This window comes from Arthrobacter sp. ZGTC412 (assembly GCF_002929215.1).
Taxonomy (GTDB): Bacteria; Actinomycetota; Actinomycetes; order Actinomycetales; family Micrococcaceae; genus Arthrobacter.
On record NZ_PJII01000009.1, the window covers coordinates 48,403 to 75,272 of the forward strand.

At 63.9% G+C, this 26,870-nt stretch carries 22 protein-coding genes and 6 pseudogenes; 14 read left to right on the forward strand and 14 right to left on the reverse strand.

Translation table 11 applies throughout. The annotated features are described in order from the left end of the window. The first annotated feature begins 132 nt into the window (after positions 1 to 132). A complete protein-coding gene (locus CXQ88_RS12045) occupies positions 133 to 2,043 on the forward strand; it encodes an FAD-binding monooxygenase (protein ID WP_104044410.1) in 1,911 nt (636 codons plus the stop codon). Between the two features lie 279 nt (positions 2,044 to 2,322). Next, a complete protein-coding gene (locus CXQ88_RS12050; RefSeq protein ID WP_104044411.1) occupies positions 2,323 to 2,616 on the forward strand; it encodes a hypothetical protein in 294 nt (97 codons plus the stop codon). A gap of 280 nt (positions 2,617 to 2,896) precedes the next feature. On the opposite strand, the gene CXQ88_RS12055 is transcribed toward CXQ88_RS12050, so the two are convergent. The 7 genes and pseudogenes from CXQ88_RS12055 to CXQ88_RS12080 form a co-directional block, all read right to left on the reverse strand. Beyond that, positions 2,897 to 3,550 (reverse strand): IclR family transcriptional regulator, encoded by a 654-nt coding sequence (locus CXQ88_RS12055; RefSeq protein WP_104044412.1) that lies wholly within the window; start codon positions 3,548 to 3,550, stop codon positions 2,897 to 2,899. Between the two features lie 22 nt (positions 3,551 to 3,572). Continuing rightward, entirely contained in the window at positions 3,573 to 4,106 is a 534-nt protein-coding gene (locus CXQ88_RS22335) for a thiamine pyrophosphate-dependent enzyme (protein WP_258061836.1), read from the reverse strand. Continuing rightward, a complete protein-coding gene (locus tag CXQ88_RS12060; protein WP_258061837.1) occupies positions 4,082 to 5,263 on the reverse strand; it encodes a thiamine pyrophosphate-binding protein in 1,182 nt (393 codons plus the stop codon). The genes CXQ88_RS22335 and CXQ88_RS12060 overlap by 25 nt, the downstream gene beginning before the upstream one ends. 38 nt (positions 5,264 to 5,301) lie before the next feature. Further along, positions 5,302 to 5,638: pseudogene (locus CXQ88_RS12065) on the reverse strand (gamma carbonic anhydrase family protein); the annotation flags it as partial. 124 nt (positions 5,639 to 5,762) lie between these two features. After that, a complete protein-coding gene (locus tag CXQ88_RS12070; protein ID WP_104044482.1) occupies positions 5,763 to 7,145 on the reverse strand; it encodes a 2-hydroxycarboxylate transporter family protein in 1,383 nt (460 codons plus the stop codon). Positions 7,146 to 7,293: 148 nt separating this feature from the next. Next, positions 7,294 to 8,166, reverse strand: a complete 873-nt coding sequence (locus CXQ88_RS12075) for a hydroxymethylglutaryl-CoA lyase (RefSeq protein WP_104044413.1) — start codon at positions 8,164 to 8,166, stop codon at positions 7,294 to 7,296. Continuing rightward, a complete protein-coding gene (locus tag CXQ88_RS12080; RefSeq protein WP_104044414.1) occupies positions 8,167 to 9,402 on the reverse strand; it encodes a CaiB/BaiF CoA transferase family protein in 1,236 nt (411 codons plus the stop codon). Positions 9,403 to 9,784: 382 nt separating this feature from the next. Here CXQ88_RS12080 and CXQ88_RS12085 point away from each other — a divergent pair, with 382 nt between their 5' ends. The 3 genes from CXQ88_RS12085 (at position 9,785) to CXQ88_RS12095 (ending at position 12,732) form a co-directional block, all read left to right on the forward strand. Next, positions 9,785 to 10,855: an isocitrate/isopropylmalate dehydrogenase family protein gene (locus CXQ88_RS12085; protein ID WP_104044415.1), complete on the forward strand. Its 1,071-nt coding sequence runs from the start codon at positions 9,785 to 9,787 to the stop codon at positions 10,853 to 10,855. A 127-nt stretch (positions 10,856 to 10,982) separates the two neighbouring features. Next, entirely contained in the window at positions 10,983 to 11,972 is a 990-nt protein-coding gene (locus CXQ88_RS12090; protein ID WP_104044416.1) for an NAD(P)-dependent oxidoreductase, read from the forward strand. A 202-nt stretch (positions 11,973 to 12,174) separates the two neighbouring features. Then, positions 12,175 to 12,732, forward strand: a complete 558-nt coding sequence (locus CXQ88_RS12095) for a VOC family protein (protein ID WP_104044417.1) — start codon at positions 12,175 to 12,177, stop codon at positions 12,730 to 12,732. Between the two features lie 180 nt (positions 12,733 to 12,912). Here the strand turns inward: CXQ88_RS12095 and CXQ88_RS22340 are convergent. Further along, positions 12,913 to 13,166, reverse strand: a pseudogene (locus CXQ88_RS22340) (recombinase family protein); the annotation flags it as partial. A 319-nt stretch (positions 13,167 to 13,485) separates the two neighbouring features. Between CXQ88_RS22340 and CXQ88_RS12105 the strand changes: the two are divergent. After that, on the forward strand, positions 13,486 to 14,982 hold the full coding sequence (locus tag CXQ88_RS12105) for a pectate lyase family protein (protein WP_104044418.1): 1,497 nt from the start codon (positions 13,486 to 13,488) through the stop codon (positions 14,980 to 14,982). Between the two features lie 240 nt (positions 14,983 to 15,222). Here CXQ88_RS12105 and CXQ88_RS21800 read toward each other — a convergent pair whose 3' ends face one another. From CXQ88_RS21800 to CXQ88_RS22600, 5 genes and pseudogenes are all read right to left on the reverse strand, one after another. Continuing rightward, the gene (locus CXQ88_RS21800) at positions 15,223 to 15,798 is read right to left on the reverse strand and encodes a hypothetical protein (RefSeq protein ID WP_181037495.1); all 576 of its coding nucleotides are present in this window, start codon (positions 15,796 to 15,798) and stop codon (positions 15,223 to 15,225) included. A 758-nt stretch (positions 15,799 to 16,556) separates the two neighbouring features. Continuing rightward, positions 16,557 to 17,051 (reverse strand): DUF6644 family protein, encoded by a 495-nt coding sequence (locus tag CXQ88_RS12115; RefSeq protein WP_104044419.1) that lies wholly within the window; start codon positions 17,049 to 17,051, stop codon positions 16,557 to 16,559. Next, entirely contained in the window at positions 17,044 to 17,808 is a 765-nt protein-coding gene (locus CXQ88_RS12120) for a hypothetical protein (protein WP_219816319.1), read from the reverse strand. The genes CXQ88_RS12115 and CXQ88_RS12120 overlap by 8 nt, the downstream gene beginning before the upstream one ends. A 59-nt stretch (positions 17,809 to 17,867) precedes the next feature. After that, positions 17,868 to 18,893, reverse strand: a complete 1,026-nt coding sequence (locus tag CXQ88_RS12125) for an SDR family NAD(P)-dependent oxidoreductase (RefSeq protein ID WP_219816320.1) — start codon at positions 18,891 to 18,893, stop codon at positions 17,868 to 17,870. A 187-nt stretch (positions 18,894 to 19,080) separates the two neighbouring features. Next, positions 19,081 to 19,392, reverse strand: a pseudogene (locus CXQ88_RS22600) (cyclophilin-like fold protein); the annotation flags it as partial. Between the two features lie 941 nt (positions 19,393 to 20,333). On the opposite strand from CXQ88_RS22600, the gene CXQ88_RS12135 reads away from it, so the two are divergent. After that, on the forward strand, positions 20,334 to 21,470 hold the full coding sequence (locus tag CXQ88_RS12135) for an alpha/beta hydrolase (protein ID WP_219816321.1): 1,137 nt from the start codon (positions 20,334 to 20,336) through the stop codon (positions 21,468 to 21,470). 351 nt (positions 21,471 to 21,821) lie between these two features. After that, positions 21,822 to 22,622 (forward strand): hypothetical protein, encoded by an 801-nt coding sequence (locus CXQ88_RS12140; protein ID WP_146069199.1) that lies wholly within the window; start codon positions 21,822 to 21,824, stop codon positions 22,620 to 22,622. Between the two features lie 239 nt (positions 22,623 to 22,861). On the opposite strand, the pseudogene CXQ88_RS22605 reads toward CXQ88_RS12140, so the two are convergent. Continuing rightward, positions 22,862 to 22,984, reverse strand: a pseudogene (locus CXQ88_RS22605) (IclR family transcriptional regulator); the annotation flags it as partial. Here CXQ88_RS22605 and CXQ88_RS22685 point away from each other — a divergent pair. From CXQ88_RS22685 to CXQ88_RS12165, 6 genes and pseudogenes are all read left to right on the forward strand, one after another. Then, a pseudogene (locus CXQ88_RS22685) lies at positions 22,979 to 23,142 on the forward strand (cyclase family protein); the annotation flags it as partial. The pseudogenes CXQ88_RS22605 and CXQ88_RS22685 sit on opposite strands and share 6 nt — an antisense overlap. A gap of 120 nt (positions 23,143 to 23,262) precedes the next feature. Then, on the forward strand, positions 23,263 to 24,159 hold the full coding sequence (locus tag CXQ88_RS12150; RefSeq protein ID WP_104044421.1) for a helix-turn-helix transcriptional regulator: 897 nt from the start codon (positions 23,263 to 23,265) through the stop codon (positions 24,157 to 24,159). 37 nt (positions 24,160 to 24,196) lie between these two features. Beyond that, positions 24,197 to 24,382, forward strand: a pseudogene (locus tag CXQ88_RS22350) (SDR family NAD(P)-dependent oxidoreductase); the annotation flags it as partial. A gap of 74 nt (positions 24,383 to 24,456) precedes the next feature. After that, positions 24,457 to 24,861, forward strand: a complete 405-nt coding sequence (locus CXQ88_RS22355; protein ID WP_258061845.1) for a hypothetical protein — start codon at positions 24,457 to 24,459, stop codon at positions 24,859 to 24,861. 184 nt (positions 24,862 to 25,045) lie between these two features. Then, entirely contained in the window at positions 25,046 to 25,519 is a 474-nt protein-coding gene (locus tag CXQ88_RS12160; protein WP_146069200.1) for a cyclophilin-like fold protein, read from the forward strand. Positions 25,520 to 25,570: 51 nt separating this feature from the next. After that, on the forward strand, positions 25,571 to 26,839 hold the full coding sequence (locus CXQ88_RS12165) for an MFS transporter (protein ID WP_258061838.1): 1,269 nt from the start codon (positions 25,571 to 25,573) through the stop codon (positions 26,837 to 26,839). The last annotated feature ends 31 nt before the right edge of the window (positions 26,840 to 26,870 follow it).

Here is a 26,870-nt window from a genome sequence, read left to right on the forward strand (position 1 = left end):
CAGCCCTCTTGTCGCGTGCGTCACGCATGCCGTACAGTGGGAAGCGATTCCCACATTTCACATATAGAAACACAAATTCGCATATAGAACAACAAATTTTAGTGCCCAGCCACAGTGAAGTGAGGAAAGCCCGTGCAGTTCCACCACCACGGTTATGTATCCGGTGACCCGCGGGTGCAGCCCTCCGCCGGGGTCGGTATTGACCGGCCCGCAGAGCTCCCGGAAGAAGTTGACGTGCTCATCGTTGGCACCGGCCCGGCCGGTATGCTTGCCGCCGCGCAGCTCTCGCAGTTCCCGAACGTCACCACGCGAATCGTGGAGCGCCGCCCCGGACGCCTCGCCATCGGCCAGGCCGACGGCATTCAGGCCCGCAGCGTGGAAACCTTCCAGGCCTTCGGGTTCGCCGAGCGGATCATCTCCGAGGCCTACGCGATCACCGAGATGGCGTTCTGGAAGCCGGACGTCAACGACCCCTCTCGCATTGTCCGCACCGCCCGGACCCCGGACGACCCTGCGGGCATCAGCGAGTTCCCGCACCTGATCGTGAACCAAGCCCGCGTCCTGGACTACTTCGCGGAGTACATGGCGAACGCACCTACGCGCATGACGCCTGACTATGGTTACGAGTTCCAGGGACTGGATGTTGGCGGCGAGGGGGAGTACCCGGTTGCCGTGACGCTCCTTCACACCGCCGGTCCTAACGAGGGGCAAGAGCGCGTCGTCAGGGCCAAGTACGTTGTCGGCGCCGACGGCGCGCGCAGTAAGGTGCGCCAGGCCATCGGCTGCACCCTCGCCGGCGACGCAGCCAACCACGCCTGGGGTGTCATGGACGCACTCGCCGTGACTGACTTCCCGGACATCCGCACCAAATGCGCCATCCAGTCAGGTGAGGGCGGCAGTATCCTGCTGATCCCGCGTGAAGGCGGCCACCTCTTCCGCATGTATGTTGACCTGGGTGAGGTTGACCCCAACGACAAGGGGGCTGTCCGCAACACCACCATCGAGGAAATCATCGGCAAGGCCAACGAAATCCTCCACCCCTACACCCTTGATGTTCGCAACGTTGCATGGCACAGCGTCTACGAGGTGGGCCACAGGCTGACGGACAGGTTCGACGACGTGCTGCCTGAGGACCGTGGCACCCGCACTCCGCGGGTCTTCATCACCGGCGACGCCTGCCATACGCACAGTGCCAAAGCAGGCCAGGGCATGAACGTTTCCATGCAGGATGGGTTCAACATCGCCTGGAAGCTCGGTCACGTCCTCGAGGGCCGCAGCCCCGAAAGCCTGCTCTCCACGTACTCGGAAGAGCGGCAGGTGGTGGCCAAAAACCTGATCGACTTCGACAAGGAATGGTCATCCATGATGGCGAAGAAGCCCGAGGAGTTCGAGGACCCTTCGGAGCTGGAGGACTTCTATGTCCGCACCGCCGAATTCCCGGCGGGCTTCATGACCCAGTACGCCCCGTCCCTGGTGATCGGCGAAGCTGACCGCCAGGAGCTCGCTGCGGGCTTCCCCGTGGGCAAACGGTTCAGGTCCGCCCCTGTGGTCCGTGTGGCGGACACCAACCCAGTCCACTTGGGCCATCACGCCACTGCGGATGGTCGCTGGCGGATCTACGTCTTCGCCGACGCTGCCCTGCCGGGAACCGGTTCGGCTACTGACAAGCTTGCCGATTGGTTCGCCGGCTCGCCGGAATCACCGCTGGCCGCTACCCCGGAAGGGGCAGACCTGGATGCCTGGTTTGACGTGAAGGTCATCTACCAACAGCCTCACACCGCTGTGGACATCGGTGTCGTTCCGGCTGTCTTCAAGCCACAGGTTGGCCCGTTTAAGCTGACCGACTACGAAAAGGTCTACGCCACTGACCCGGCTGTGGACATCTTCGAACTCCGTGGCCTGGACCGCAGCGGGGCCGTGGTGGTGGTGCGCCCTGACCAGTACGTTGCCAACGTCCTGCCCTTGACCGCGACCGCTGAACTCGGTGCGTTCTTCGCGCCGCTGCTGAAACCGCGTCAGACGGTGGCTGCCGCGGCCCGATAGTTCCAAGAGGGTTCGCGCCACCTGCATGCCTCGACTTGAACGGGAGCTTACTTCTCCTAAGGCGTAGTCAAGGAAAAAGCACGCGTGGGATCATGCACACAGAACGGTCACTGCCGGCACGAGATGCCTTTCTCGCGCCGGCAGTGCCGCACTCCCAAGGATTGCCTAGGGGCCTGACCTCTTACGCCTGGCGCAGGTTCCCCGACAGCTCGGGGAACCTGCGCCTGGTATTAGGGCACAACCAGTCGCAAGAATGAATTAGTTGTTGAGGGAAAGAAAATGGCACGAGGTCGCCCCCTGCTCAGAGCACCGCACGACGGGGCACACCAGCTCAAATCCGTGCTGAGCGATGGCGCTGTGTTCGTGCGGGACTGGACGACGCTGGAGCCCGGCCAGCTGGTCGTTGTCCGCGAAGAGTTCGCGCGTGAGATGCGCGGTCGAGTGGACACGGTGACTGAAGATGGCGACGTCCTTTGGCTTCACCTGGAAGGTGGCGGGGGACGCAGGCTCTTTACAGGTACAGGCGGCGACCGGGTTTGGCGGGTGAGGGACGATGTCCTGCCGGGCCTATGAGACGGCGCACACAAAAGGCAGGCTGAATAACTGAGGACATGTTCCCCTTCTGGGGGTACCGTATGGCTTGGTTCGCGGTCTGGCACCAGCACTTTTCACGAGCTCAATCGAAACAGACTGAACCGCGTCCACTTGCTTCGCTTTGACCGGTAGAGGCGCCAGGGACACGCATCGAGGGGACCGCATTTAAAAAGGAACGGTTCCTCTTCGACGGGTTTCCGCCCTCGGACGGCACGTGGGCGGTCTCGCCGAAACCCGTCCTCGCCGGGACCACCTGATACTAGATCCTTTGCTGCAGAGACTGTGCGATCCTCTGCGCTGCTTGAATGACTTTGTCACCATGGTCTTTACCGGGTGATGCGATGACGCGGGCCAACGGCATGGCAAGGCAGACGGCGGCGACGATACCCTCGTCGGTTTGGACCGGGACGCTTATCGATCCCAGTCCCGGTGTTCGACTACCGACTGACTCAACCCAGCCAACTGTAGCCAACTCGGCAAGGGCGTCGTCCTCGGCTGCCAGCAGTCTGCCGCTGGATCCTTGAGGGAGGGGCAGCCTTGAGCCTGGGGGCAGGATCGCGCGGAGTTCGTGCTGGCTGTCGGCGCTGAGCAGGCAGACGCGTTCATCTCCCCGTCGCACCCACAGTTGCGCAGTTTCACCGGTCCGGTCCCGCAGTTCCCGCAGGACTGGCATGCCGGCGTTTTCCAATGCTGAGCGGACAAACCGGTCGCCCAGCCGGAAGGTGCCGGTATCGGTACGGCGGAGGAACCCGTAGTCAGCCAGTTGCAGCGCCAGTCGGTGCGCCGTGGACACCGAGAGGCCGGTCTGCCGTGACAGCTCACTGGCTGACACGGCAGACCGGCCCACGGCATCAAGGATCGATGCGGCGCGCTCGAGTGTGCGGTTGCTTCCGTTGGTTTCAGGAGATGGCATATGAGAAGCCTATGGTGCCCGGCTAACCCTTGGCGGCCACGGATTCTGTCATGAATTCGGCAACGACCTTCTGGGAGATGGCTACGTCAAGGACGAAGACGCCTTCGTCGTTGGTGGTCAGCCAGTCCTGGAGGTGCTGCAGGTCTGCCATGGTGCGGACTTTCGCGCCCGAGGTGCCAAGGGCGCGGCCGACGGCGGCGAAGTCCACTTCGTCAATCAGCATCGCCTGATCGTGCAGTCCTTTTGCCGCGTACTGGTGCAGCTCTGCACCGTAGGCCGAGTCGTTGAGCACCACTACGACGCCTTTGCGGGTGGCGCGGATGAAGGTTTCGAAGTCGGCGATGCCCATCAGCCCGCCGCCGTCGCCGCTGACCAGTACGGTCGTCCGGTCAGGGCGGGCAACGGAGACGCCGGCGGCAGATCCGAAGCCCATCCCGATGGATTGGAATGCGGTACCGACGAAGACCATGGCATGCGGGTCCGGAACCGACAGGTACATGGGTGCCCAGCCGATGAAGTGCCCACCGTCCATCACCACGGACCGTGCCGCCGGCATATTCCGTCCAGGGCCGCGACGACTGCCCGTGGATTCAGCCGCCCGTCCGGGCCAAACTCCTCAGGGTTTTCACTGGGCAGGGACGAGCGGAACTCCGGGCTTGCTACTTCAGGAGCATTGTCCCGCCAGGTTGTTGTCGTGGCCGCGGTGACGCGTTCCAGCAGGCCTTCGACGAATGGGCGGATGTCCGCCCGAATATACTCCGCGGACGCCAGGTTACCCGGGTCCGGTTCATTATCGATCCGGATGATCTTAGTGTCCGCGGGGAACAGGGTGCCATAGCGGGTCTGGAACAGGTTTTGGCTGGCCCCCACAACCAGGACCACATCCGCCTGGCGGGCGATGTCCAGGCGGTGAAGTCTGGTGAAGCCGCCGGCGATGCCCAGGTCCCAGGAGCTGTTGAATGCGTTGGCTGCCATAAGCGAGGTCATGAAGAGCGCGCCAAGGCGGTCCCCGAGCTGGAGAAGGGGAGCCACGGCGTCGGCCAGGAGCATGCCTCGCCCGCCCAGGATCAGCGGCCGCTTGGCGGCAGCGAGAAGCTCAGCCACCCGGTCGAGGTCCCCTGGATCGGCGGGCCAGGCTGGTTTGGCGGGCATCGGCTCGAGAGGCTGGGGCGCGGACGGCGGGGCCGTAGCCAGGTCGTACGGGAGGGCCAGCACCACCGGCTGGACGGTCTGCAGGGCGAGGTCGAAGGCGCGGTGGGTGATGGCTTCTGCGTTGTCCGGGCCAGCGACAAGGGTGAGCACTCCGGCAGCTTCCGCCGCTTTGGTTTGGTCGATGTCGAAGGGCCTGGGGCCGGTGGAGGGTGCGTCGCCCACTACCAGGACCAGCGGGATCCGGGCTATCCGGGCTTCGGCGAGGGTGGTGTAGGCGTTGGTAAAGCCGGCGCCGTAGGTGGTGGTCGCTGCTGCGATGTTTCCGGGTGACCGGTAATAGGCGTCAGCCATGGCCACTGTGGCCGACTCGTGGCGTGCGGAGGTGAAGGGGCAGCCCCGGCGCGTTAGTCGGCTGATGAGGTGGACGTTGCCGTTGCCCATGAGGCCGAACAGGTGCCCCGCGCGCTCCGCGACCACGTCGGCGACGATCGCGGCCACGTGGCCTTCATCCGGCAGAGCGGCTGTATCGCCGGGCAGAACTTGGGTGCTGGTGCTTGTCATGGCTTTTCTCATTCCTAGGTGGGGGCGGCAGGACCGCTTCAGGCTTTAACAGCAGCCGGTGCTGAGCCGCGGTGCTGTTGCGTGAGCCTGGTGTACGTGGAAGCGTTTTGCCGGCAGTGCTGAATCTCTTCCGGCGCGAGCGGACGGCGAACTTTGGCCTGCACACCGGCCACCAGAGAGCCCGGGGGGTACCTGTGACCCTTCAAGGACCAGGGCGTTGGCAGCGACCAAAGAGCCGGCCCCGATAACGGCACCGTTAAGGACTGTCGCGTTCATACCGATAAGGGCTCCGTCATCCACGGTGCAGCCGTGGAGCACGGCGCCGTGTCCGACACTGACATCGTCGCCAATTCGGGCAAGATGTCCCGGGTCGGCGCGGCGACTGAGGGGGTGTGGCCGTTGATGGCCAGGATGTTCTCGGTCATGGTGGTCCTTCGGTAGTGGTACCCGCGACGGCGGCGCCCGGCATCGTGCCGGGCGCCGCCGTTGATTACTGCTGTTAGGCGAGGAACGGGACGATCAGGGACGTCACGAACAGGACCAGCGCGCCGCCGAGGCGGTTGGTCAGGGCAGCGAACGGCATGAGGTGCAGGCGGTTTGCTGCGCTGAGAACTGCAACGTCACCGCTGCCGCCGGTGTCTGCCATGACCAGGCCCGGGGTGATGGATGCTTCGACGAAGTTGAACTTGACCAGCCATCCCAGGATGCCGGAGGTCAGGGTGGCGATAACGACGGTGCTGATGGTCAGGAGGATGAACAGCGGGTTGCTCAGCGAGGCGAGTACTTCGGTGATGTCGATGTAGGTGAGGCTGACGCCGACCAGGAGTGCGGGAACGAGGACGGTGCCGATCAGGTCGCCCCAGTCGGCGGCGGAATCTTCGACGTCCTGGGGGAGCAACCCGAAGATTTTGACGACGGCGGCCGCGATGATGGCCCAGGCGTAGGGGTGCAGGCCGCCGGGAAGGAGGGCTGCGATGAGTTCGCCGAAGACAAAGAGGCTTCCGGCGATGAGCAGGCCTTTGCCCAGGGCGATGAAGGAGGATGTGTCCCGCTTCGGGGGAACGGTGAGTTCGTCGGAGCGGCCCTTGATCCGCAGGAGCTGGCCGTGGCCGTTGAAGCCGACGAAGAGCTGCTTTTTCCGCTTGCCCAGGCCGTTATAGATGCCGGCGATGAGGATGCAGACTACGTTGGCCATGACGACGGCGGACATCAGGTCGCCCATGAAGGCCGCGGAGTCGCCACCGGTTTTCGCGGCGTACATTTCGGACATCGGCAGGGCGCCAACGCCAAGGCCGCCGGCCATGATGGGGGCTGCAATGAAGAGAATGCCTTCGATGAACCCAAACCCGGTCACTGCTGCCAGGAGCCCGACCAGGACGAATGTAGAGATGAGGCAACCGATGATGGGTACTGCGAAGCGCGGTCCTGCCTTCAGCAGCAGCGCACGTGGCATGCCGAGGATGGCGCCGGCGATGATGCCGACGACGAAGAAGTCCAGGAAGCCATGGCCGTCGATGAAGTTTTGTACAACGGTGACCAGGTTCTCAGGCATCAAACCGAAGAAGGCCAGCGTGGCGGGTGCGAACGTGCACAGGACGGTCGGCAGCCCGAAGTCCCGGACTACCGGGAACAGGTTACCGATCCAGATGAACAACCCACCGAGCAGCATGGTCGCGGCAAATCCGACCACCATGGTGTCGGGAAGGTTGCCTGTGAGGGCTGCGGCCAGGACGAGGCCCGCAAGGACGATGTAGAGGGGAGCAGGGATGCTCGAGATTTTGAATCCTAAGCGGCCAGGGTAGTGGGTACCCGGCCGGGCGCCGACAGTTTTGGTGACGGGGTGTTCGATACCACCGGCGGGGCCGGGGCTTGTGTCGCTCATGGCGTCATCCGTTGGTTCGCTGGTTGTTTCCGTGGTGCGTGGGTTTGTTGACATCATCGTCTCCGGAATGGTGGGTGGGAACTGTTTCTTGTTGAGGGGGATTAGTGAAGCGTTGTGTGGTTGACAGGGGGAGTTGGTCGGTAAGTTTTTAGCGCGCCGGGTCCAGCAGTGCTGCGGGGGAGTGCGTTACCACGTCGCGGGCAAGGCGTACGGCGTCGGCCAGGCGGTCCTCGTCGATGCCTGTCTCGTGGCCGGCATCGTGCAGGTAGCGGACCAGTTCTTCGGTCGCGATGTTGCCGTGGGCGCCGGGTGCGAAGGGGCACCCGCCGTAGCCGCCCAGCGCGGCGTCAAAGCGGACGACGCCAGCACTTACGGCAGCGCCCGCTGTTGCCAATGCCTGGTGGTGGGCGTTGTGCAGGTGGAGGTAGTAAGTCAGATCCGGTTCGGCGTCGCGGACGTGGTTCAGGCTGGCCAGCACTTTCTCGGTGGGCGTGGTGCCCAGGGTGTCGGCCAGGCCGACGTCCTTGATCCCCATGTCCTTGAAGGCCCGGACCACGCGGAGCAGATACTCCGGGTCGATGCTGCCCTCGAAGGGGCAGGTAAAGGCAGTGGAAATGCCCGCGAAGAAACGGGTTTCCGGGTACCGGGCAACGGTGGCGCCGATGCCAGCGAGGGCGTCCTCGACGGCTTGCCCGGCATTCGCATTGCTGTGCGCCTGGCTCGCGGATGTGACCACCTGGATGTCGGTGGCGCCGGCCTCGACGGCACGTTCGATGCCCTTCCCATTAAGGGCCAGACTCGTGTAGGTGACGCCGTCCACCACAAGCAGTGAGGAGATGACGTCGGCGGCATCAGCCAACTGCGGCACGCGCTTCGGATTCACGAAGGATGCGGCCTCGATGCGTTTGATTCCAGCGGCAATGAGGGCCTGGGCTATTTCCAGCTTGTGGGCCGTGGAAACGATGACCGGTTCGTCCTGCAGACCATCGCGCAGGAAAACGTCGGTGATGTCCACCTTCATTCAGCGCACCTCCTGCAGTCCGAGGTCATTGATCTCGTCAGCGTTCATTCCGGCGAGTTCCTGAAGGACCTCCTGGGTGTGTTGGCCCAGTTCCGGGCCAACCCACTTGACCTGGCCCTGATGGCCGGGGATCTTGGGAACGACGCCGGGGAAGCGGATCAGCTCGGGTTCGTTGTCGATGACCACCTCGTGGGTCTGGATCATGTCGCGGGCCAGGTAGTGCTTGTCCACAGCGATGCTGGGCGCGTCGTAAACGGGCCCCGCGGGGACGCCCGCGTCGTCCAGCTTGTCCAGGACCTCAGCCAGGGGCATGCTGCCGGTCCAAGCGGAGATGGCGCTGTTCAGCTCTTCCTCGCGCGCACCGCGGCCCTGGGTAGTAAGCAGGGTTTCGTCCTCGGCCAGGTCGTCCCGGCCGATCGCCCGCATGAGCCGGACGAAGACGGAGTTTGAGTTGCCCCCTATGACGACCTCGAGGTCGTCGCCACAAAGGTAGGAGCCGGTGGGCACCACACCGGGCAGGGCGCCGCCGGTGCGCTTCCGGACCATGCCGTAGGCGTCGTAGTCCGGGACGAGTGATTCGAGGAGGCTGAAGACGCCTTCGTAGAGTGCGACGTCGACTACTTGGGAGGTGTCGGTCTTCTGTCCGCGGGCTTTCTGGAGCATGAGCATCAGGGCGCCGATCACGCCGTACAGGCCGGCGACGGTATCGCCCAGGCTGGCCGCCGCACGCCCTGCCGGCCGGTCCGGCTCGCCCGTGACGTAGCGCAAACCTGCGAAGGACTCTGCGGAGCTGCCGAAGCCGGCGCGGTTCTTGTAGGGGCCGGTTTGGCCGTAGCCGGAGATCCGGACCATCACAATCCCGGGGTTGAGCTCCTGAAGAACGTCCGGCCCAAGACCCCACTTTTCAAGGGTTCCGGGACGGAAGTTTTCGATCACCACGTCGCACTGGGCCGCGATCTTCTTGACTGCCTCAAGCCCGCCCTCGGAACGCAGGTCCAAGGCAACAGATTTCTTGTTCCGGCCGATGGTACGGAACAGCATCGAGGTTGTTCCCCGGGTCTTGCGCCAGTCGCGCAACTCATCGCCGCCCTGAGGCTTTTCGATTTTGATGACTTCAGCTCCGAAATCACCAAAAATGCGGGCTGCGAACGGTCCAGCGATGAAGCTGCCGAGCTCCAGCACGCGGATGCCCTGGAGCGGGAGGGAGTGCCCCTCAAGGTGAAGTTCCTGCGTCATTTCTGTCCTGCCTGCGTCGTTGAGTGCAAAATTAGGCGACCAATTCCCATAGAGTGGGAGAGCCTTGTCATCAAGCGGATAGACATTAGCAGTCGATTGTGATGCGCGCAACAAGTAACTGTGGCTCAGGTCGGGTCGGAGGACAGCCGTTACCCTTCTAGGCTCGCGGGCCATTCGTCTCCGGAGCCCCTTCGGCGGGGGGCTTGGGCGAATTTGCCTTGTGAGCCAAGTCATCTTCTGCTAACGTCTTCCCACTTAGCAAATAAGGCTTCCCAGCAGATGGGAAAGGCTCAAGGGTGAGGCTGTCGCGTAGGCGCGGCTTCCTCTCCTGGGGCAGACACTCTGCGCCGGAGAGCGCGCACTTAGCAAGGCAGGAAGACCAATGACTCACTATGACATCGCTGTCATTCCCGGAGACGGGATCGGAACTGAAGTCGTCGACGCGGCTTTGTCGGTACTGACGGAATGCGAAACACGCTACGGGCTGAAGCTTAACTACACGTCCTACGACTTCAGCGCAGACCTGTACCGACGTACCGGACGAAAGATCACTGCTGCCGATATGGATGAGATCGGCAAGAAAGACGCAGTACTGTTCGGCGCGATGGGGCTGCCGGACGTGCGCGGACCCGAGGGCCTTGAACTGGGCGCCCAGGTTGAAATGCGGGCCCACTACGGACTCTTCTCAAGCCTCCGGCCGGTTCGGCTTTTCCCGGGAGTCGAGAGCCCTGTCAAGGCGAAGAACGTCGACATGCTCGTCATCCGCGAAACCTCTGAAGGGATGTTCGCGGGCCTGGCAGATCACCATGAGCCCAGCGACGAGAGCGCCAGTGACCGTATGACAATCACCCGGGCCACATGCGAGAAGCTCTTCGACGTCGCATTCTCGCAGGCGCGGGCGCGCCGCAAGCGGGGCACCCCCGGACACGTAACCTTGCTGCACAAATCAAACGCCCTGCGCAGCAACGTTTTGATGGAGAAGGTTTTCGACGAAGTCGCCGCCAAAAACTCTGATATCGGCAGCGCAAAGTACTACATCGATGCTGGCTCCATGTACATGGTGACCGATCCGGAACGCTACGACGTCGTCGTCTCAGAAAACATTTTCGGCGACATCCTTTCCGAGATCGCCGCCGGACTCGTCGGCGGTCTTGGCGTCGCGCCTTCTGCCGACGTCAGCCTTACACACGGCGTGTTCCAGCCCTCACACGGAAGTGCGCCCGACATCGCGGGTAAGGGCATCGCAAACCCGACCGCAATGATCCTCTCGGCCGCAATGATGCTCGAGTGGCTCGGCGAACGCCATGGAGATAACCTCTGCACCCAGGCAGCACAGAACATCCAAACCGCGGTCGAGACGGCACTCCTGACGGGACCCCGGGCACGTGACCTCGGCGGGACAGCCGACACCCAGGAAGTGCTGGAGACCGTCCTCAACGCCCTGCCGGCATAACTGACGGGTAGGCGGCCCGGGCACCCGCCGGGGCCATGACCGACCAGCACCCTTCGCAGGCAACCGTGCTCTGCCCGCTCAGAGCGTGATGTCGCCGCCGATAAACATTGCTAAGAAAGATGCCCCAATGACATACAAGGTTTTGTTCGTAAACCCACTGAACGATTACATCGACCGTATTCTGGAATCGACGCCAGAGGGCTTCACGGTAAAAGTGATGCCGCTGTCGGCGGATGTGTCGGAAATCTGCCATGAAGCCGCTGACGCCGACTTCCTCATTTCCGGAGTCGACGTTCCCGAAGAGGTGTTCCGCGCCGCCAGGAACGTGCAGTTTATTCAATACATGAGCTCCGGCTATGGGCAGCTTCCGGTCGCCGTCCTGGACGAACTCGGCGTTCCGGTTGCCCAGATGAAAACCCACTCCATCTCTGTGGCGGAACACGCCCTGACGTTGATGCTAACGGTGATGCGGCGGATTCCAGCCTCTACACAACTGCTGCGCGACGGAAAATGGCGCGAAGACCTGGACGAGACGTCCTACTCCGAGCTATACAACAAAACAGTCGGCATAGTCGGACTGGGAAATATCGGACGCTGGATCGGCAAGATCGTCCACCACGGCTTCGGCGCCAATGTGGTCTTCTACGACAACGCAGAGATCCCGTTGACCGTTTCGGAACTGATCCCGGCCCGCGCCGTCCCGTTGGAAGAGCTCATGGCAGTGTCCGACATCGTCTGCCTGAGTCTTCCCCTGAACGCGCAATCGAACAAGTTGATCGGGCAGGACGAACTTGCCCTGATGAAGCGCAGCGGCGTTCTCGTCAATGTCGGCCGCGGCGAAGTCGTAGACCAGGACGCTCTCATCGAGTTCCTGCGCGAGGGGCGCATCGCAGGGGCCGGACTTGATGTCTACGAGAAGGAGCCACTGGACACCGCCAGTGAGCTTCTGAACATGGAGCAGGTGGTCTGCACGCCCCACATGGCAGGCGTCGGCTGGGAAAACGTTCAGCGCCGAATCGCGACCGTGTGGCAGAACTTCGACGCGGTCCTCCGTGGCGACATTCCAAGCGGAGTCGTAACGGCGACGAAGCGCGCGGTCAGCGTCACGACCGTTTAGAGTCCCGGGCGGAGTCGCGGCAGCCCCGCGGCTCCGCAGGGACCTTCATCAGCAGCAAAATAGCCGCGGAGCACCTCCGGTACTTCAAGCACGGGACAGCCGTGGCAGCCCATGAACCTTCGACCTTCGCTGCTGTGAGAACGCCGCAGGAACTTATTGAGACCAAGGTGCTGCGTGAGTGCACACCTAAGGAGTGTCTGTAATGAGCAGTCGTAGAGTAGTCAGCGCCAAGGGAGGCAGCGTCGAACGCGAAATCATGGATGACGGTGTTGATGCACTGAATAAAGCGTCGGCAATCGGCGGCATCGACTCCACTACCCTGGCCGAATCCAGCCGGCCGCGGCACGACGGCGTCCGGAAAATTGACCATGTCGCGATGGCGGCCCACGATGCGGACGCGTCATCTCAGTGGTTCGAAGAGGTTCTGGGCCTGCAACGCATCCATGACGAAGTCGTCCGCGATGTAGGCGTACGCCTGCTGTGGCTGGCGCCCACGGACGCCACGGCAGGGGCCGGACAGGCCAGCTTTCAAATTGTCCAGCCACTGGGCCCAGGAGCGATCGCGGACTTCCTCGCCCAAAAAGGTGAAGGGTTGCACCATGTTTGCTTCGCAGTCGACAACGCTGAAGACTTCCTGAGGTCCAGAGGCCAGGTGGGCGGAATCTTCACCGGCGGGTACGGACTGCCGTGCGCATTCCTGAAAGCCGTCCCGGAGGGCATAGCGGTAGAGATTGTGCAGCAGGAACACCCTGCTTCATAAGGGGACCAAAAGGCCACCTTCCTACCGACCGACACCCGGCCGCAAGCGACCTTGGGGTTGCTCCCCCGGCCATTTTCGTAAGCCGATAACGGATACTCCGTCAAGCTACGGCCCGCCGTAGCTACGGCACGAGGGTGCCGGCAGGGGAGCGGTTCACTCCAGTTTGGCGCGGCGGAGGTATTAGACGGTCTCCCTGCTGATCCCGTCGTCCCGGGCAAGTACGGCTTTTGAAACGCCGCCAGTGCGCTCTACCAGCTCGGGCGCCCGTTCCGCGGTGAGCGTCTTTTTCCGCCCTTATCGGCGCCGCGCTGCTTGGCCAGGGCGATGCCTTCTTTTTGGCGTTCCGTGATGAGGGAGCGTTCGAATCCAGCGAAGGCTCCCATGACGGAGAGCATGTGGTTGGTCATGGGCGAGTCCGCTCCGGTGAAGACCACGCTTGACGTCCCGTCGGCGTAGTCGGTGAAGTCCTCTGACTTGAAGGGGGTGTATTCATACCTGCGCGGTGTGCGGAAGAGGCGGTTGCGTGTTCGGAAGCGGACAGCGCTTTGGCGCGACAGGGGCTGATGGGATCGCCCGATGGTGGCGTTTGCCGCGGATGAGCGAACTGAGGAGGAGCCCTTGACAGGGCTGTCACACGAGGCGTAAAAATGAGGGAACCCGTCGGGAAACCGCTTTCTCAGTGGGGATTCCACTTCACCATCTTCCGCACCCATCAAAGGCATGCGGCCTGTTTGGCATGCCGGAAAAAGGCCAATGACGTCCGAAAAGAGAACCCGTATTCATGGATCAAGCCCCAGGGACTTCCGTCGAGGGGCAGGAGCGGCAGCATCCGCAGCCATTCTTGTCCTCACGGCTGGGCTGGCCGTTGCGGCACCTGCGTCAGCAGGCCCGGCACCCACTGGCGGCGGCGTTATCCGCGCTGACGATGCCGCACCCACCGGTTGGGCTGCTGTGGGGAGTGGCACTAATGGCGGCGCAGGCGCGCCGGCTGAAAACCGCTATGAGGTGAATACCTTGGCCGGACTTAAGGCTGCGCTGGCCAACCACGGGGAGCCCAAAGCCCCCAAGATCGTCTACATTAACGGCACCATCGACGGGAACCAGACTCCGGACGGCCGGATCATGGGGGAGCAGGACTACGCTCCCGGTTACGACATCAACAAGTACATGTCCTGCTTCGGTCCCGAAGGCAAGACCTGGAGTGACCAGACCTTTGAATACTGCAAGAAGCAGCGCCAGCTGCGCCAGACCGGCAGCAACAACATGAAGCGTCAGATCGAAGTCAGCCTTCCGAGCAACACCACTGTGATTGGCCTCGGCGCTGATTCAGGTTTCATTGGCGCCAACATTGTGATCCTGAGCGCCACCAACGTGGTGATGCGTAACCTCAGTGTGGAGGCTCCGGTGGACTTCTTCACCTCGTGGTCTCCCGACGATGGCGATGGAGCTTGGAATGCGCGCTTTGACGCCGTGTCCTCAGTGACCTCGGACCATCTTTGGATTGACCACGTCCGTCTCACGGACGGCCGGTTCCCTGACAGCGAGGCACCCATCGGGTTCGGCGGTAAACCGGCCAACCGGCACGACGGACTGCTGGACCTCAAGGACGGAACCGACTACGTGACCGTCTCCAACAGCAAGCTCTACAACCACGACAAAACCATGTTGCTGGGCTCCGGTGATGAGCACGTGCAAAAGGACGCGGGAAAACTGAAGGTCAGCTACATCGGTAACCATTTCGAGAACATCCAACAGCGCGGGCCGCGTGTACGGTTTGGACAGGTCCATGTGTTGAACAACTACTTCGTCGGAAGCACGGACCACGCGCAGTACCCGATGATCAGTGAAGGCCAGGGTGGCACCAGCTATTTCCTGGGTGCCGGTTACGATTCAAGGATTTTCTCGGAGCGCAATGCTTTTGACTACACCGGTCCCGGTGCTGAGGAGTCCGTCATGGTGAGCAGCTACAACGGCCACCGCTTCCACGACGAAGGGTCCTGGTTCAACGGTGCTGAGTCGGATCTGGAAGCGGTCGCAAAGTCTTCCTTCGAGCAGAACCGTGCAGAGGCCTTGGCTGAAGGAGAGCTGAGCGGGACACCTGCACCGGACTGGTCCGCCTGGGAATTCACCACCGACGTTGGCTGGGACCCTGCGGACGCCTACAGCTACAAGGCATTTACCACTCCTCAGGCAGTGCGGAACCACGCGCTGCAGTTCACCGGACCGGGGGTCCTCGCAGTAAAGCAGTAGGCGCCGGGATACGGATAGCCTTTTGCATGAAGATGAACTGCTTCTCGGAAGTCGAAGCTGATCTTCTCAGTGCGACTTTCGGGGAGCAGTTCAAATCGCCAGATGCAAGACTCACATTTGTGCAGAGGAGTCAAGCCGCAGCTTCGGTTTCCCGCAATCGCTGCACGGTCTTCTCAGCGAACTCGATGTCTTCAAGCATCTCTTCCGGGTGCCCGCTGTAACCACCGCTGCGGTATAGGGTCAGGCGGCCCCGCGCTGCCTTCCGGCCAGACTCCTGCTCGCCGCCACCCCGTAGGGCGTGTCAGAGCCGGAACGTCGGTTCGGCGTGGCGGCGGGAAGCGAAGCTGCCCCGGTTTGACGCTGCTGTCGTCTTGCCACGGCCAGCCCCGGGTGCCATGAGCTTCGCCATCCGGTTCTGAAGCTTGCGCTGGGCTTCCCAAAGCTCGCTCTGGAGTTTGGCCAGCTCGCTGCGGGTGACGCGGTGGCCTTTCGAGTCGGTGTACTCCTGGTTTCCAGTGCGGTACGGAGCTTTGTCTCCGGAGCGATGAGTTTTCCGGTGAAGGCTGCGGCGGCTGCGATACCGAAGATCACGGCGAGGCCGAGCAGTACAGGGATAACGAAGCTGAAGGCCGCGGGGGTCAGGGCGACGACGTCGGCGGGAACGAACGGGACACCGGTGAGGCCCACAGCTGCAAGGACCGGGGCGATGAAGACTGCGACTGCGGCGTGGTGCCGGACCGCCGGGAAGGACACATCCGAGTCGAGGTCGAAGGGCAGCCCGCGGTGACCTGGGTGGGTTCTCCCAGTTACTTCCACCTGAGGCCTGCTGTGCGCCTAGGCTGAGTGGGCGGCCGCTTCGCTTTCAACGACCGGGCCCAGGCTGCCCAGTTCTGATCCAGGAACTTGCAGCGACGAAACGACCCGGCCTGGGGCCAGGAGCGGCCCCTTTTCCCGGCCGCTCCCCCGCGCATTCATGAACGCCGATAATGAAGATTCCGTCAACCTGCCAAGACGGACTCCTGATTCCTCAACACTCCGCCGACGCTCAGGTGACACGAACTCTACTGTCTATGGCTGGGGTCAATTCGGGTTATCCACGGCTGGAAGAAGGAGCCGTTGGGGGAGCTCCCGGGCCGTGGTAGCGGTGGATAGACTGTGAGAATTGTCCCGGGCTGTGGGTGGCCGGACCGGACTTCTCGTTCCAACGTAGATCAATTCCGATTGTTCCGAGGGCCAGACAAGGAGCCGTGTGTCAGCTTTGGGTGTACTCCAACCGCCCGTGCCGAACGAGCTTCGAGGCCTTTCGCTCTCTTCGACGCGCGCGAGGCGCCCGATCGGGGGAGGACCGGTCCAGCTCATCGACCGCTGCAGCCTCGTGAGGGGTTTGAACTGCGGGTGTGGCTCCGATTGCCTCGTCCGCCTGACGCCCCGGTGTCCATTCGGGCCACGACTCGGACTTCCGGGGCAAGAGTCTTTTCAGGGGGTTTCGTGGACGCTGGCGCGGCCCCTGCGGCCTGGACGACACCACGCTCTCCGCGTGCGTGGGAGTACCGATCGGTAGGGGTAACGAACCATCAGACGTAGGCCAGGAACCGCCCTGCGAAGATCACACCCGTCCACGTCGTCATCGATACGACCGCCGAGATGCGTGCTGCGATCGGTGTCGCGTCGGCGTCCGCCCATTCGTCGACTCGACGGTGGACGCCGCGGTGGAACACGAGGACGTTCACCCCGGCCAGGAGCAGGAGTCCGAGCTTCCACGGTGCAGCACCGGAGCCGGCGACGCCGACGGCCTGCGCGCTGAACAGCAGGATGCCGGTGACGACGGCGATGGCCAGTCCGAGGTGGGAGACGGGCAGGAGATAGCGTGCGGCCCTCGTGACGGGTATCAGCCGATGCCCGACGCCCAGCCCCCGGAGGTCGAAGGCGAAGGCCGGACCGACGAGCACGGCGATCCCGAGGATGTGGAGGCTCTCGAGCGTCGGATACATGAAGGGAGTGGAGCGCACGGCATCACCGAGCGCGGAATCCTGCAGCCAGCGCAGGATCGGTTCAAGCCGTTCAGGCATCCGGGCTCCGTTCGTCCTGGCGGGTGCGGCGGCGCACGTAGAAGACTCCGCCCACGACGGCGACGACGACGGCAGCACCAAACACCGCCCAGACGACCCGCGTCTCTGAGCCGCTGTCATCGACGATGTCGGCATTCTCTGCCGGAGGGTCCATCTCCACGGGATCCTCTGCCGCGGACGGCGCGGCGGCAGGCTCGTCGCCTGCCTGGGCACCGCCCGGTAGCGGTGCCCTGACCGGGAGCGTATCGCCGATCACCTGGTTGACGGGCGCATGGTCGTCTCCGTACCAGAACGCTACCGGACGGAAGAGGCCGTCGTCGGTGCTGTTGATGTATCCGACGCCCTGGAAGCGCTCTCCGACCTCCAGGGAGCGGTCCAAGCCGTTGCTGCTCGACCACCACGGCGGAGCGATGATGACCTCGAGCTCGTCGTGGGCGCCGTCATACGCGAGAGCGGCTTCGACCCGGACGCTGTCCTCCGGGCCCGACAGCTCCTCGGGGATCGTCAGATCGGGCGTGCTCGCCGGGAGCTGGGCATCCAGTGTCACTTCGAAAAGCGAATGCGGATCGCCCCAGCTCCCCTCGGACGAGACCGTGCCGGCGATGTAGACGAGGTCGTTGGTCTCGAAGCCGTCCCAGCCGTGGTGCGCGGCGGCCGGTGATGCCGGGAGCAGCGCAATGGCTGCCGCGGCGAGGACAGCCGCCGTGGCCAGAAGGCCGCGGCGGGGTGGTCGGTCGGTGTGTGTGGAGACGCTCAAAGTCGTCGATCCTCTCTGTGGGCGGTGTGGCTCTCGTTTGGCGAGCCTGGGGTCGGAGTTCAGCTTTCTGCGGGGAACGCGACGCCGGTCTGCTCGGCGTAGGCGGCCAGCAGCCGGTCCTGCGCCTGGGCGTCGTGCACGAGCTCGTTCACACGGGTCTCGACCTGCTGGTGGAAGAGGAACTCGCCGGTGACGTCGCTGCCGGGCTCGATGCCCTCAGCCAGCCAGACCTGGGTCATGTAGCCGTCGCGCAGGCTGTCGGGGGTGCTGGTGTTGCCGTTGTGGAAGCCCATCCGGGTGGGGATCCAGCCGGGTGCGACGGCGTTGACCTGCCGGTCCGGCCACAGGCGGGCCGCGGCGGTCGCAATCATCGCCATGTGCAGCTTGCTGTCGCCGTAGCTGATACCGCCGCCCGAGCGCACCTCGTCGAGCTTCAGGTCCCCGCCGAGGTGCAGGTCCGAAGAGAGGTAGTAGCTCAGCTGCCGTGGCGGGGTCACCAGCGCGGTGAGGAGGTACGGCGCGAGGGAGTTGGAGTTGAGCAGGTCGGAGTCCGGGAGCCCGTACTCGCCGGCGTTGTGGACGATGAGGTCGAACTCACCGAGGGCGTTGATCTGCTCGGCCAGCGCTCTTGACTGGTCGAGGTCGAGCAGATCGCCGAACACCACATCCTCGAGGCCCGGCAGGTCGCGGCGCACGTCGGCGGCGCGCTGCTCGTTCCGGGAGTGCGCGACGACCGTGTGGCCGCGCTTGAGGAGATGGGCCGCGGCGAGCTGCCCGGCACCGGCGGTGGAGCCGGTGATGAGGATGCGCTTCGTGTCGCCGTCGACCGGATGGACGTTCTCGTCGATCCACATCAGCTCGTCGCCGACCTGCTGGGTGTTGTACACGCCGACGCCGTACAGGCCGCCCTGGGCCTGGATGACGCTTCCGGAGGTCTCGGTGCGACTTGGCGCGGGACCCGTCGGCGCAGGCGTCGAGGCGGCCTGTGGGGGAGCGCTGGTGCAGCCTGCCAAAATCCCCGCGCCAAGCGCCGCTCCGGTGAGCAGGAGGCCGCGTCTGGTCAGGGGTGTCGTAATGAGCGTCATTCTCGTCGTTTCCTTCGTTTAGCCGGCGACGGCGACGGCGATGGTGACCTGCTGCCCGTCCAGCAGCTCGATCTGGTCGATGTCCTCGGTCTCGCCGATCTTGGTCAGGTCGATCGAGAAGGGTGTTCCCTTCGGTGCTGTAGAAGAATCCGAGGTTGTCCCGCGGCTTGTAGGAGAAGAGATCCCCGACCTTCGGGTTCAGGCCCTCGGCGTCGGTGAAGTCCCACTTCCCGGTCGGGGTGGCGTCCTTCTCCTTGCCTCCGTAGTCGGACTTCAGTGTCATCGGCAGCATCGCGAGGAACGAGCGGGTTGTGGGGTTGTCCTCGTCGATGACGACCCCGACGAGTGTGTCGTCGGCTGTGAAGTGCACGACGGTGCCCATGACTCCCGGGTCCGCGGACGGGGACTCCGATGCGCCGGAGGAGGGAGCTGTGCTCGGCGCTCCGGTCGGCGACGCCCTGGGTCTGCAGGGGAGTCGGGCTGTCGGCGGTGGGCGCATTGCTGCATCCGGCGAGGAGCAGCGCCAGCGCAATCGCAGCGCCGCGCGGCTGTTCTGGGCAGTCGCATCGTGGAGGCTTTCCGGGTCGGTCCAAGCAGTACTCCATCGATGCAACACGGAGAATTGACGGTGCGGGAGTCCCTGTCGTGAGGGGTACCAAGAGGGACTCCCGCTGCGGCGATCGGCGGGGGTTCCACAGACGTGTCAGGTAGACAGCGCCGGGAAGGACCCATTCCTCCCTCTACAGCACTTGTTTGGTTCCGCTGGCGCGGAAAGACGCCTCTGGACGGGTTCTCTCATCTGTTTGAACTGGTCCTACATGTCCGCCGATAACGGACAAGTCGTCCATCCAACTCGTGGTGACTACTTTCACCCCAGGCCCTAGTTCAACGAACTCACCACGTCACACATACCCCACTGCTTGGTGGGGATGGGTGCGCCGCGTCGCTGCCATCACCGAAGGGACCGCGCCTTCCGTCGCAGCCCCTTTAGTGTCTGTATTGGCAAAGCGAACTCAGGCTGCAGGAATCTCGATGCCCCAGCCGGAAGGGTCAATTCGCAAGGACCTTTCCTTCGACGAGCAGCTGCTCGAGGCCCGACCGAGACCCAGGCTTCCAGTACCGGCACGCTTCGTGGCTGACACTCCTTGACCTGTCATCACCGCGGGGGTCCCAAGTTGTCGTGGAGGGTGCAATCCCTCCCGTGCAGGAAAACGGGCCAAAGGAAACGTATTCACGTATTGCGCGTCAATTCAGGTGCCCACATGCCGGGTGGCCGCTGCGCCGTCCGCGAACCGAACACCACTCTTGTTTCCACCCCATGGGGGCTCTGCCAGAACCCGTCTTAGCAGGGACTCCCGCTGACCGTTCCGGCCGTGGTCTGCTCGAAAGGACGACGAAGTCCATCAAGACACGGAACCGACGATCACGAGGATGAATACGATGAGCACGGACAACGCAAATCACAATACAACGAAGGGGCTTCGGGCGGAGGGGGTGTCGCGCCGGAACATCATCAAGCTGACCGGCGCAGGCGCGGCGGCCATTGGGCTCGCCAGCGCTGCGGGGCTGGCAGGATCGGGACCGGCTTTCGCCGTCCCGGCTGCTTCCCGCAACGACCTGGAACCGGGGGACACGTCCAACGGGGCTGACAATTTCTACACCAGCGACCAGGTCACGGTGAAGAAGATCTCGTTCAAGAACAAGTACGAGATGAAGGTCGTCGGCAACCTGTTCGTCCCCAACAACCTGAACCGGGGGACCACCCACCCGGCACTGGTGGTAGGCCACCCCATGGGCGCCGTGAAGGAACAGAGCGCCAACCTCTACGCCACCAAGATGGCCGAACAGGGCTACGTGACCCTTTCCTTCGACCTTTCGTTCTGGGGTGAGAGCGCCGGCAAGCCCGGCAACTCGGTCTCCCCTGACATCTACGCCGAAGACTTCAGCGCCGCCGTCGACTACCTGCGCGCGCAGGCCTTCGTTGACAAGGAACGCGTCGGGGCCATCGGTATCTGCGGCAGCGGCAGCTTCGTCCTCAGCGCGGCAAAGATTGACCCGCGGATCAAGGCGATCGCAACGGTGAGCATGTACGACATGGGCGCCGCGAACCGCGACGGCCTGCGGAAATCCGTGACTCTGGAACAGCGCAAGGCCTTCATCACCGCGGCCGCTGCCCAGCGTGACGTCGAGTTCGCCGGCGGCGCGATCGAGTACACCGGCGGCACGCCGGAAGGGCTGACGGCCGACTCAACTGCGGTGGATCGCGAGTTCTACGACTTCTATCGGACCGCCCGCGGCTACCACCCCAACACCACCACGCACCCGGCCCTGGCAACCAACACCAAGTTCATGAACTTCCACCCGTTCAACGACCTGGACCTGATCTCACCGAGGCCTCTGCTGTTCATCACCGGTGACCAGGCACACTCACGGGAGTTCAGCGAAGAGGCCTACCGGCTCGCCACCGGACCGAAGGAACTCTTCTGGGTTCCCGGTGCCGGCCACGTGGACCTCTACGACCGCGTGGGCCTGATCCCCTTTGACAAGCTCACGGAATTCTTCCGCACCCAGCTCTAGGAAGGCAGGGGGCCCGCGCAGTCCCTTGGCAGGCCCCCTTCACCGGGTTGCCAGTCTCAGAATCCGGTACTTCGGGCCGTTCATGGTTGCCGCCTTCGGGTGCGGCGGCAACCATGGACGGACGTTATGGTTTGCGGTTATGGTTGCGGCGCCGGAACACGTGAGGTGACCCCTATGGCGCGACCAGTGGCCCGCTCCACCAGGAGCGCCCGTCCGCTGCTGCGTGCTGTGGCGTGCGGCATATGCTTCGGCGTGGCCGGCCTGGTGTGGTCCTTGCCCCGGCTCCGGGTGCGTCGGTTGCGGCGGGCCGCCACGTGCCGAACCTGTGGAACTCACCTGAGGATGCGCAACGTGACGGTCTTCCTGGCCGCGGCGCTGCTCCTTGCCGGAGCTGCTGCCCGCACCATCGAGACGGTTACACCGCAGGTCATCTGCCACAGCCACATCACCCCGGACGGGCAAGTGCAACCGGAGCCGTACCTGGAGATCTCTCCGCCTGCCCCATGGAGTATTATCCGCAACTTCCTGGTTGCTCCCATCAGCGGGGTCGGCGTTTTGGCCGGCGGGGTGATGGGGATGGAGTCATGTTCCGGACCGCCGCTGCTGGTCATGTTCTGGCCACCTCCCCGGACAAGTGGCGGCGGAACGGTCTTGGGGGACGTGTTCGTTGCCTGGATGCCCCCCGGGGAAACACAGGCCGGACCCTTGAGCATCAACGGGTACGGGACCGAGGGGGAGCGGCTGTACATCAGGTATGGGCCGAACATTTCGCAAGCCAGGGACGATGAGGAGGAGCTGGGACTTCACGAGTCGCGGCACGTGGACCAGTGGGCTGTCGCCAACTTCCTGGCGGGCAACTTGGCCTTCCCCGCAGCCTACTTTGTCGACGACGCACTCTTTCCCGAGTCACGCAACCACTTTGAGCGGGACGCCAGCCTGTCCCGGGGCGGATACCCACCTGCGCCGGACAACTGGCCAGCCCCCAAATGGCCCGAGACTGCGGCTATTGCCGTGCTGGGCCTGATCATCTTCCGGAGGCGGCTGCGGTGGGCTGTCCGGGTAATCCGTGGCGGCCAAGGGCAGCGCACGGCACCCACAACAGGCGAGTGTCCTGTCCACACCCGTGGGTGGACCCCCCTTAGAGACTGCTGAAATATTCGCGGGTCCAGCGCGTCGGCGGGACTCGTGGGGTTGTTAATTAAGACTGGTCTTATGCAGGGACGCGAGGACGCGCAACGCGGGTATTTGGATGTGGAGGCGCTGGCCGGGGAGTTGTTGGCTCCGGGCGGAACGACCCCGTTATCGCACCCAAGGGTGCTGACCTGAACACGCCGCTAGACGGCCATTGGTGGCGCTCCGCCCGCCCCACAACCGCCTTGTTCAGCAGCCTCCTAGTAGACGGAGCCCTCGAGCAGTTCCGAAAGCCTGCCGGCGGCGCGGCGGAGTTCCGGCACCCCGGCTTTCAGCGTGGCTTCGCTAGCTGCCTCCACCGGGCTGGTGAGTGAAATGAACTCCTCGCCAAGCTTGGCATGCCCGTTGGTGAAATAGGCGGCTCGGCTCCCTCACCCGGCACATGCGCAGCACCGGCAATTGGGACGCCTTCCTCAGCATCAAACCGCTGAACATCACCGGCGGAACCGGCTCACCCGCGAACGCTACCGCGCTGACGTGACCCGGTTCTAGTAAGCCGGTCATGGCGGCTTGAACCCCTCGGCCCATGCTGGAGGGCCCTCCGGGTAGAGGCCCTGAAAGGGACTCCCTCTTGCCCGGGGGTTAGCCTAGCGTGGAAGGCATGGACAATCGAGCGGAAGTACGTGACTTCCTTATCTCGCGGCGCGCCCAGGTTTCCCCGGAGCAGGTTGGCTTGCCTGCCGGGGAGAACCGGCGCGTAAAGGGTTTACGCCGAAGCGAAGTAGCCACCCTGGCCGGTTTGAGCGTGGAGTATTACACCCGACTGGAGCGCGGCGCGATCAGCGGCGCCTCCCCGCAGGTGCTCGAGAGCATCGTCAGGGCCTTGTGCCTGGACGACGCCGAGCGGGCGCACCTGTTCAACCTCGCCAACGCTGCCAGCCCGGCTGCCCGGCGGCCGCGTCGACGAACGTCAAAGTCCTACGTGCCGCACCAGAGCCTGCAATGGGCGCTTGATGCCATCACGGCCGGTCCCGCGTTCGTTCGCAACGGCCGGATGGATCTGCTGGCGGTCAATCCCTTGGCCCGCGCGTTCTACAAGGACTGCTACGAGATGCCTGGCCAACCACCGAACATCGCCAGGTTCACGTTCCTGGATGAACGTGCCCACGAGTTCTACCCGGACTGGGATGCCTTCGCGGAGGTGACCGTTTCCATCCTGCGCACCGAAGCCGGCCGGGACCCGCACAACAAGGAACTTCACGACCTCATTGGTGAGCTGGGAACCCGCAGCGAGGAGTTCCGCCGACGCTGGGGTGCGCACAACGTCCGCCACCACGGCACTGGTTTCAAGACCTTCAAACACCCCATCGTGGGCGAAATGAGCCTCGCTTTCGAGGGGCTGGAGATGGCCGCCGAACCGGGACTAACTCTCACGATCTACACCGCGGAGCCCGGGTCGCCGTCCGCTGAACGGATGCAGCTGCTCGCCTCGTGGGCGGCCAGCGAATACGGAAATGCCGTCCAGGCTGCGCCCGAGAGGACGCGGACGGACGGCTGATGAACAGCCCATGTACTTCCACGAAAGAGAGAACACTATGAATACTACGATCGCGATCATCGGTGCCGGACGCGGCCTGGGTCTTGCCTCTGCCCGCCGCTTCGGAGACGAAGGCTTCAACATTGCCCTGCTCTCCCGTACCCAGGAACATGTCGATGCTTTGGCTGCGGAACTGGCCGACGCCGGTATCACCGCCCGCGGTTACGCCGCCGACGTCCGTGACCAGGAAGGGCTCAACACCGCCCTTGCCCGGGCAGCCGAGGACCTGGGGCCTGTTGAATTCTCCAGTACAGCCCCGTGCCGTCCAAGGAATATCTCCGTCCTGTTCTTGACACAACGTCCGAGGAACTGCGTTCGGCGCTTGAGTTCTCAGCGCTGGGAGCCGCCGCCGCCATCAATGCGGTGCTTCCCGGCATGCGTGCCCTTGGGCGCGGAACCGCCCTGTTCATCAACGGCTCCAGCGCCGTCCGTCCCAACCACAACTACGCCGGCACCTCCGCCGCGTTCGCCGCCGAATCCGCGTACGCCCAGATGCTCCATGACGCCTTGGCACCGGAAGGAATCCACGTAGCGCAGCTCATCATTCCCCTGGGCATCGGCGGAGGCGACCCTGCGCACGAACCGGCAGCCCTGTCCGAAACTCTTTGGAGCATCTACAGCGATGGGAAAGACTTCCGCACCTTCGTGACACCTCTCGACTGAGGACACGGGACTGCTTTCCGTGCCTGCCGCCCAAGGCCGCTGCGATGCCACGGGCGGCCGGGGCGAGGGCTGGCTCCTATAGGGGTCCCTCCCAGTACCCGTAACAACAGGGGCTCCTACCCTTCTTCGCCAACTGCTTTGCTGGAATGGACAACTATTCTCACCGAAAGGGGAACCATCTCCCATGCGCCTAAACATGCGGGCCCTGGCTGCGACCATCATGCTCGCGTTGCCCCTGGCCGGGTGCAACACTTCGTCGAACGGCCCGGCCTCCACCACTGAGCCACCGTCCTCACCGGCAGACAGCACCCCGATCACCATCGACATAGATGGCGAGACCATGACAGGCACCCTTTCCAGCAACGCAACTGCACGCTCCCTGATCGGGCAGCTTCCCTTGACGCTCTCCTTCAGGGACTACGGCGGCCAGGAAAAAATCGCAGAGCTGCCGGAGGCACTTTCGCTCGACGGCGTGCCCGCCGGCGACAGCGCAGAACCACTGACCATCGGCTACTACGCGCCCGACCAAGCCCTCGTCCTCTACTACGAGAGCGTCGGGTACTCCCGCGGAATTGTGCGGATCGGATTGTTCGATAATCTCGCGGCGATCCGGGACCAAACAAGCGGTTTTTCCGCCAGGCTGGCTCCCGCTAACTGAGCGGGATGACACGGCTACTCCGAACATTCTCCACACAAGAACGGAACCGCTTTGACTCGAGCAACCCTTGAGGATGGCGCGCGCCAAGCGCCCATCGACGCCCTGCCCCGCGAAAACAGCATCATTGAAGAAGCAAAGGATTCCGCCCCAGCAAGCGACCCTTCCGTCCCGGCCGGGCCCTTTCCCTGGGCGGCCCTGCTGGTCATGGCCCTGATGGGATTCCTTCTGATAGCCACCGAGACCATGCCCGCCGGCCTGTTGCCGCAAATAGCTTCGGGACTGGCCGTCACCGAGGGCACCGCAGGGCAGTTTGTCAGTGCCTACGCCCTGGGAACAGTCATCGCGGCAATGCCCGCAATCGCGTTGACACGGGGCCTGCGCCGGAAGCCCGTTTTCCTTGTCGGGATACTCGGCTTCCTGGCCGCGAACCTCATTACGGCTTTCTCAACCGACATCGTTCTCTCGCTGGGAGCACGGCTGCTGGCCGGTGCATTCTCCGGCCTGCTGTGGGGAATGACTGCCGGCTATGCCCGGCGTATCACGGCTCCGCACCAGGCTGGCCGCGCCTTGTCGGTTGCATCAGTTGGAACCCCCGTCGGCCTGGCGGTGGGGACGCCTTTCGGCTCCTGGCTGGGTACGACTTTCGACTGGCGCTGGTCCTTCGGCGTGCTCTCAATCCTCACGGTGGTCACCGTGCTGCTGGCGGTCTTCCTGGTCCCGGACGCGCCCGGCCAACGCGCCGGGACACGAGTACCCCTCGCACGGGTCTTCGCCATCCCGGGAGTCGCAGTTGTCCTCGGCGTCATCGTCAGCTGGATGCTTGGGCACAACATCATGTACACCTACATCGGCTCCTATCTCCGCGGGGCAAGCCTTGATCTCTCGGTGGACGTTGCGCTCGTAACGTTCGGTGCGGCCGCCATTGCGGGAATCGCCATCACCGGTGCCGTGATCGACAAGGGCCTTCGACGCCTGGTCCTGCTCAGCCTCGGGTCCTTCATCGCGGCCGGTGCGATCTTCATCGTTGGCCACGCGTCATTGGTGGCAGTCTTCGCAGCGATCGTCCTGTGGGGCATCGCCTTCGGCGGCGCGGCAGCACAGCTGCAGACAGCCATCAGCGCTGCAAGCGGGGAAAACGCCGACGTCGCCAACTCAATGCTCGGCGTCGCGTTCAACCTCGCGATCTTCGCCGCAGGTGTGGCGGGCGCTGTGGTGATCAGCAGCTTCGACGGGATCGTCCTCCCGGCCGCCCTGGTGGGACTTGCCGCCGTCGCCCTCGTTATCGCTGTTGCCGGACGCCGCACAGCATTCCCCACCTAGACAGCCCACCTAGCCAGTAAAGCGGCGCCTG

Excerpts from the sequence above, each read along its gene's own strand:
- CXQ88_RS12050 (WP_104044411.1), top strand. The coding sequence starts at position 2,323 with ATGGCACGAGGTCGCCCCCTGCTCAGAGCACCGCACGACGGGGCACAC.
- CXQ88_RS12055 (WP_104044412.1), bottom strand. The coding sequence starts at position 3,550 with ATGCCATCTCCTGAAACCAACGGAAGCAACCGCACACTCGAGCGCGCC.
- CXQ88_RS22335 (WP_258061836.1), bottom strand. The coding sequence starts at position 4,106 with ATGCCGGCGGCACGGTCCGTGGTGATGGACGGTGGGCACTTCATCGGC.
- CXQ88_RS12060 (WP_258061837.1), bottom strand. The coding sequence starts at position 5,263 with ATGACAAGCACCAGCACCCAAGTTCTGCCCGGCGATACAGCCGCTCTG.
- CXQ88_RS12070 (WP_104044482.1), bottom strand. The coding sequence starts at position 7,145 with ATGAGCGACACAAGCCCCGGCCCCGCCGGTGGTATCGAACACCCCGTC.
- CXQ88_RS12075 (WP_104044413.1), bottom strand. The coding sequence starts at position 8,166 with ATGAAGGTGGACATCACCGACGTTTTCCTGCGCGATGGTCTGCAGGAC.
- CXQ88_RS12080 (WP_104044414.1), bottom strand. The coding sequence starts at position 9,402 with ATGACGCAGGAACTTCACCTTGAGGGGCACTCCCTCCCGCTCCAGGGC.
- CXQ88_RS12085 (WP_104044415.1), top strand. The coding sequence starts at position 9,785 with ATGACTCACTATGACATCGCTGTCATTCCCGGAGACGGGATCGGAACT.
- CXQ88_RS12090 (WP_104044416.1), top strand. The coding sequence starts at position 10,983 with ATGACATACAAGGTTTTGTTCGTAAACCCACTGAACGATTACATCGAC.
- CXQ88_RS12095 (WP_104044417.1), top strand. The coding sequence starts at position 12,175 with ATGAGCAGTCGTAGAGTAGTCAGCGCCAAGGGAGGCAGCGTCGAACGC.
- CXQ88_RS12105 (WP_104044418.1), top strand. The coding sequence starts at position 13,486 with ATGACGTCCGAAAAGAGAACCCGTATTCATGGATCAAGCCCCAGGGAC.
- CXQ88_RS12115 (WP_104044419.1), bottom strand. The coding sequence starts at position 17,051 with ATGCCTGAACGGCTTGAACCGATCCTGCGCTGGCTGCAGGATTCCGCG.
- CXQ88_RS12125 (WP_219816320.1), bottom strand. The coding sequence starts at position 18,893 with ATGACGCTCATTACGACACCCCTGACCAGACGCGGCCTCCTGCTCACC.
- CXQ88_RS12135 (WP_219816321.1), top strand. The coding sequence starts at position 20,334 with ATGAGCACGGACAACGCAAATCACAATACAACGAAGGGGCTTCGGGCG.
- CXQ88_RS12150 (WP_104044421.1), top strand. The coding sequence starts at position 23,263 with ATGGACAATCGAGCGGAAGTACGTGACTTCCTTATCTCGCGGCGCGCC.
- CXQ88_RS12160 (WP_146069200.1), top strand. The coding sequence starts at position 25,046 with ATGCGCCTAAACATGCGGGCCCTGGCTGCGACCATCATGCTCGCGTTG.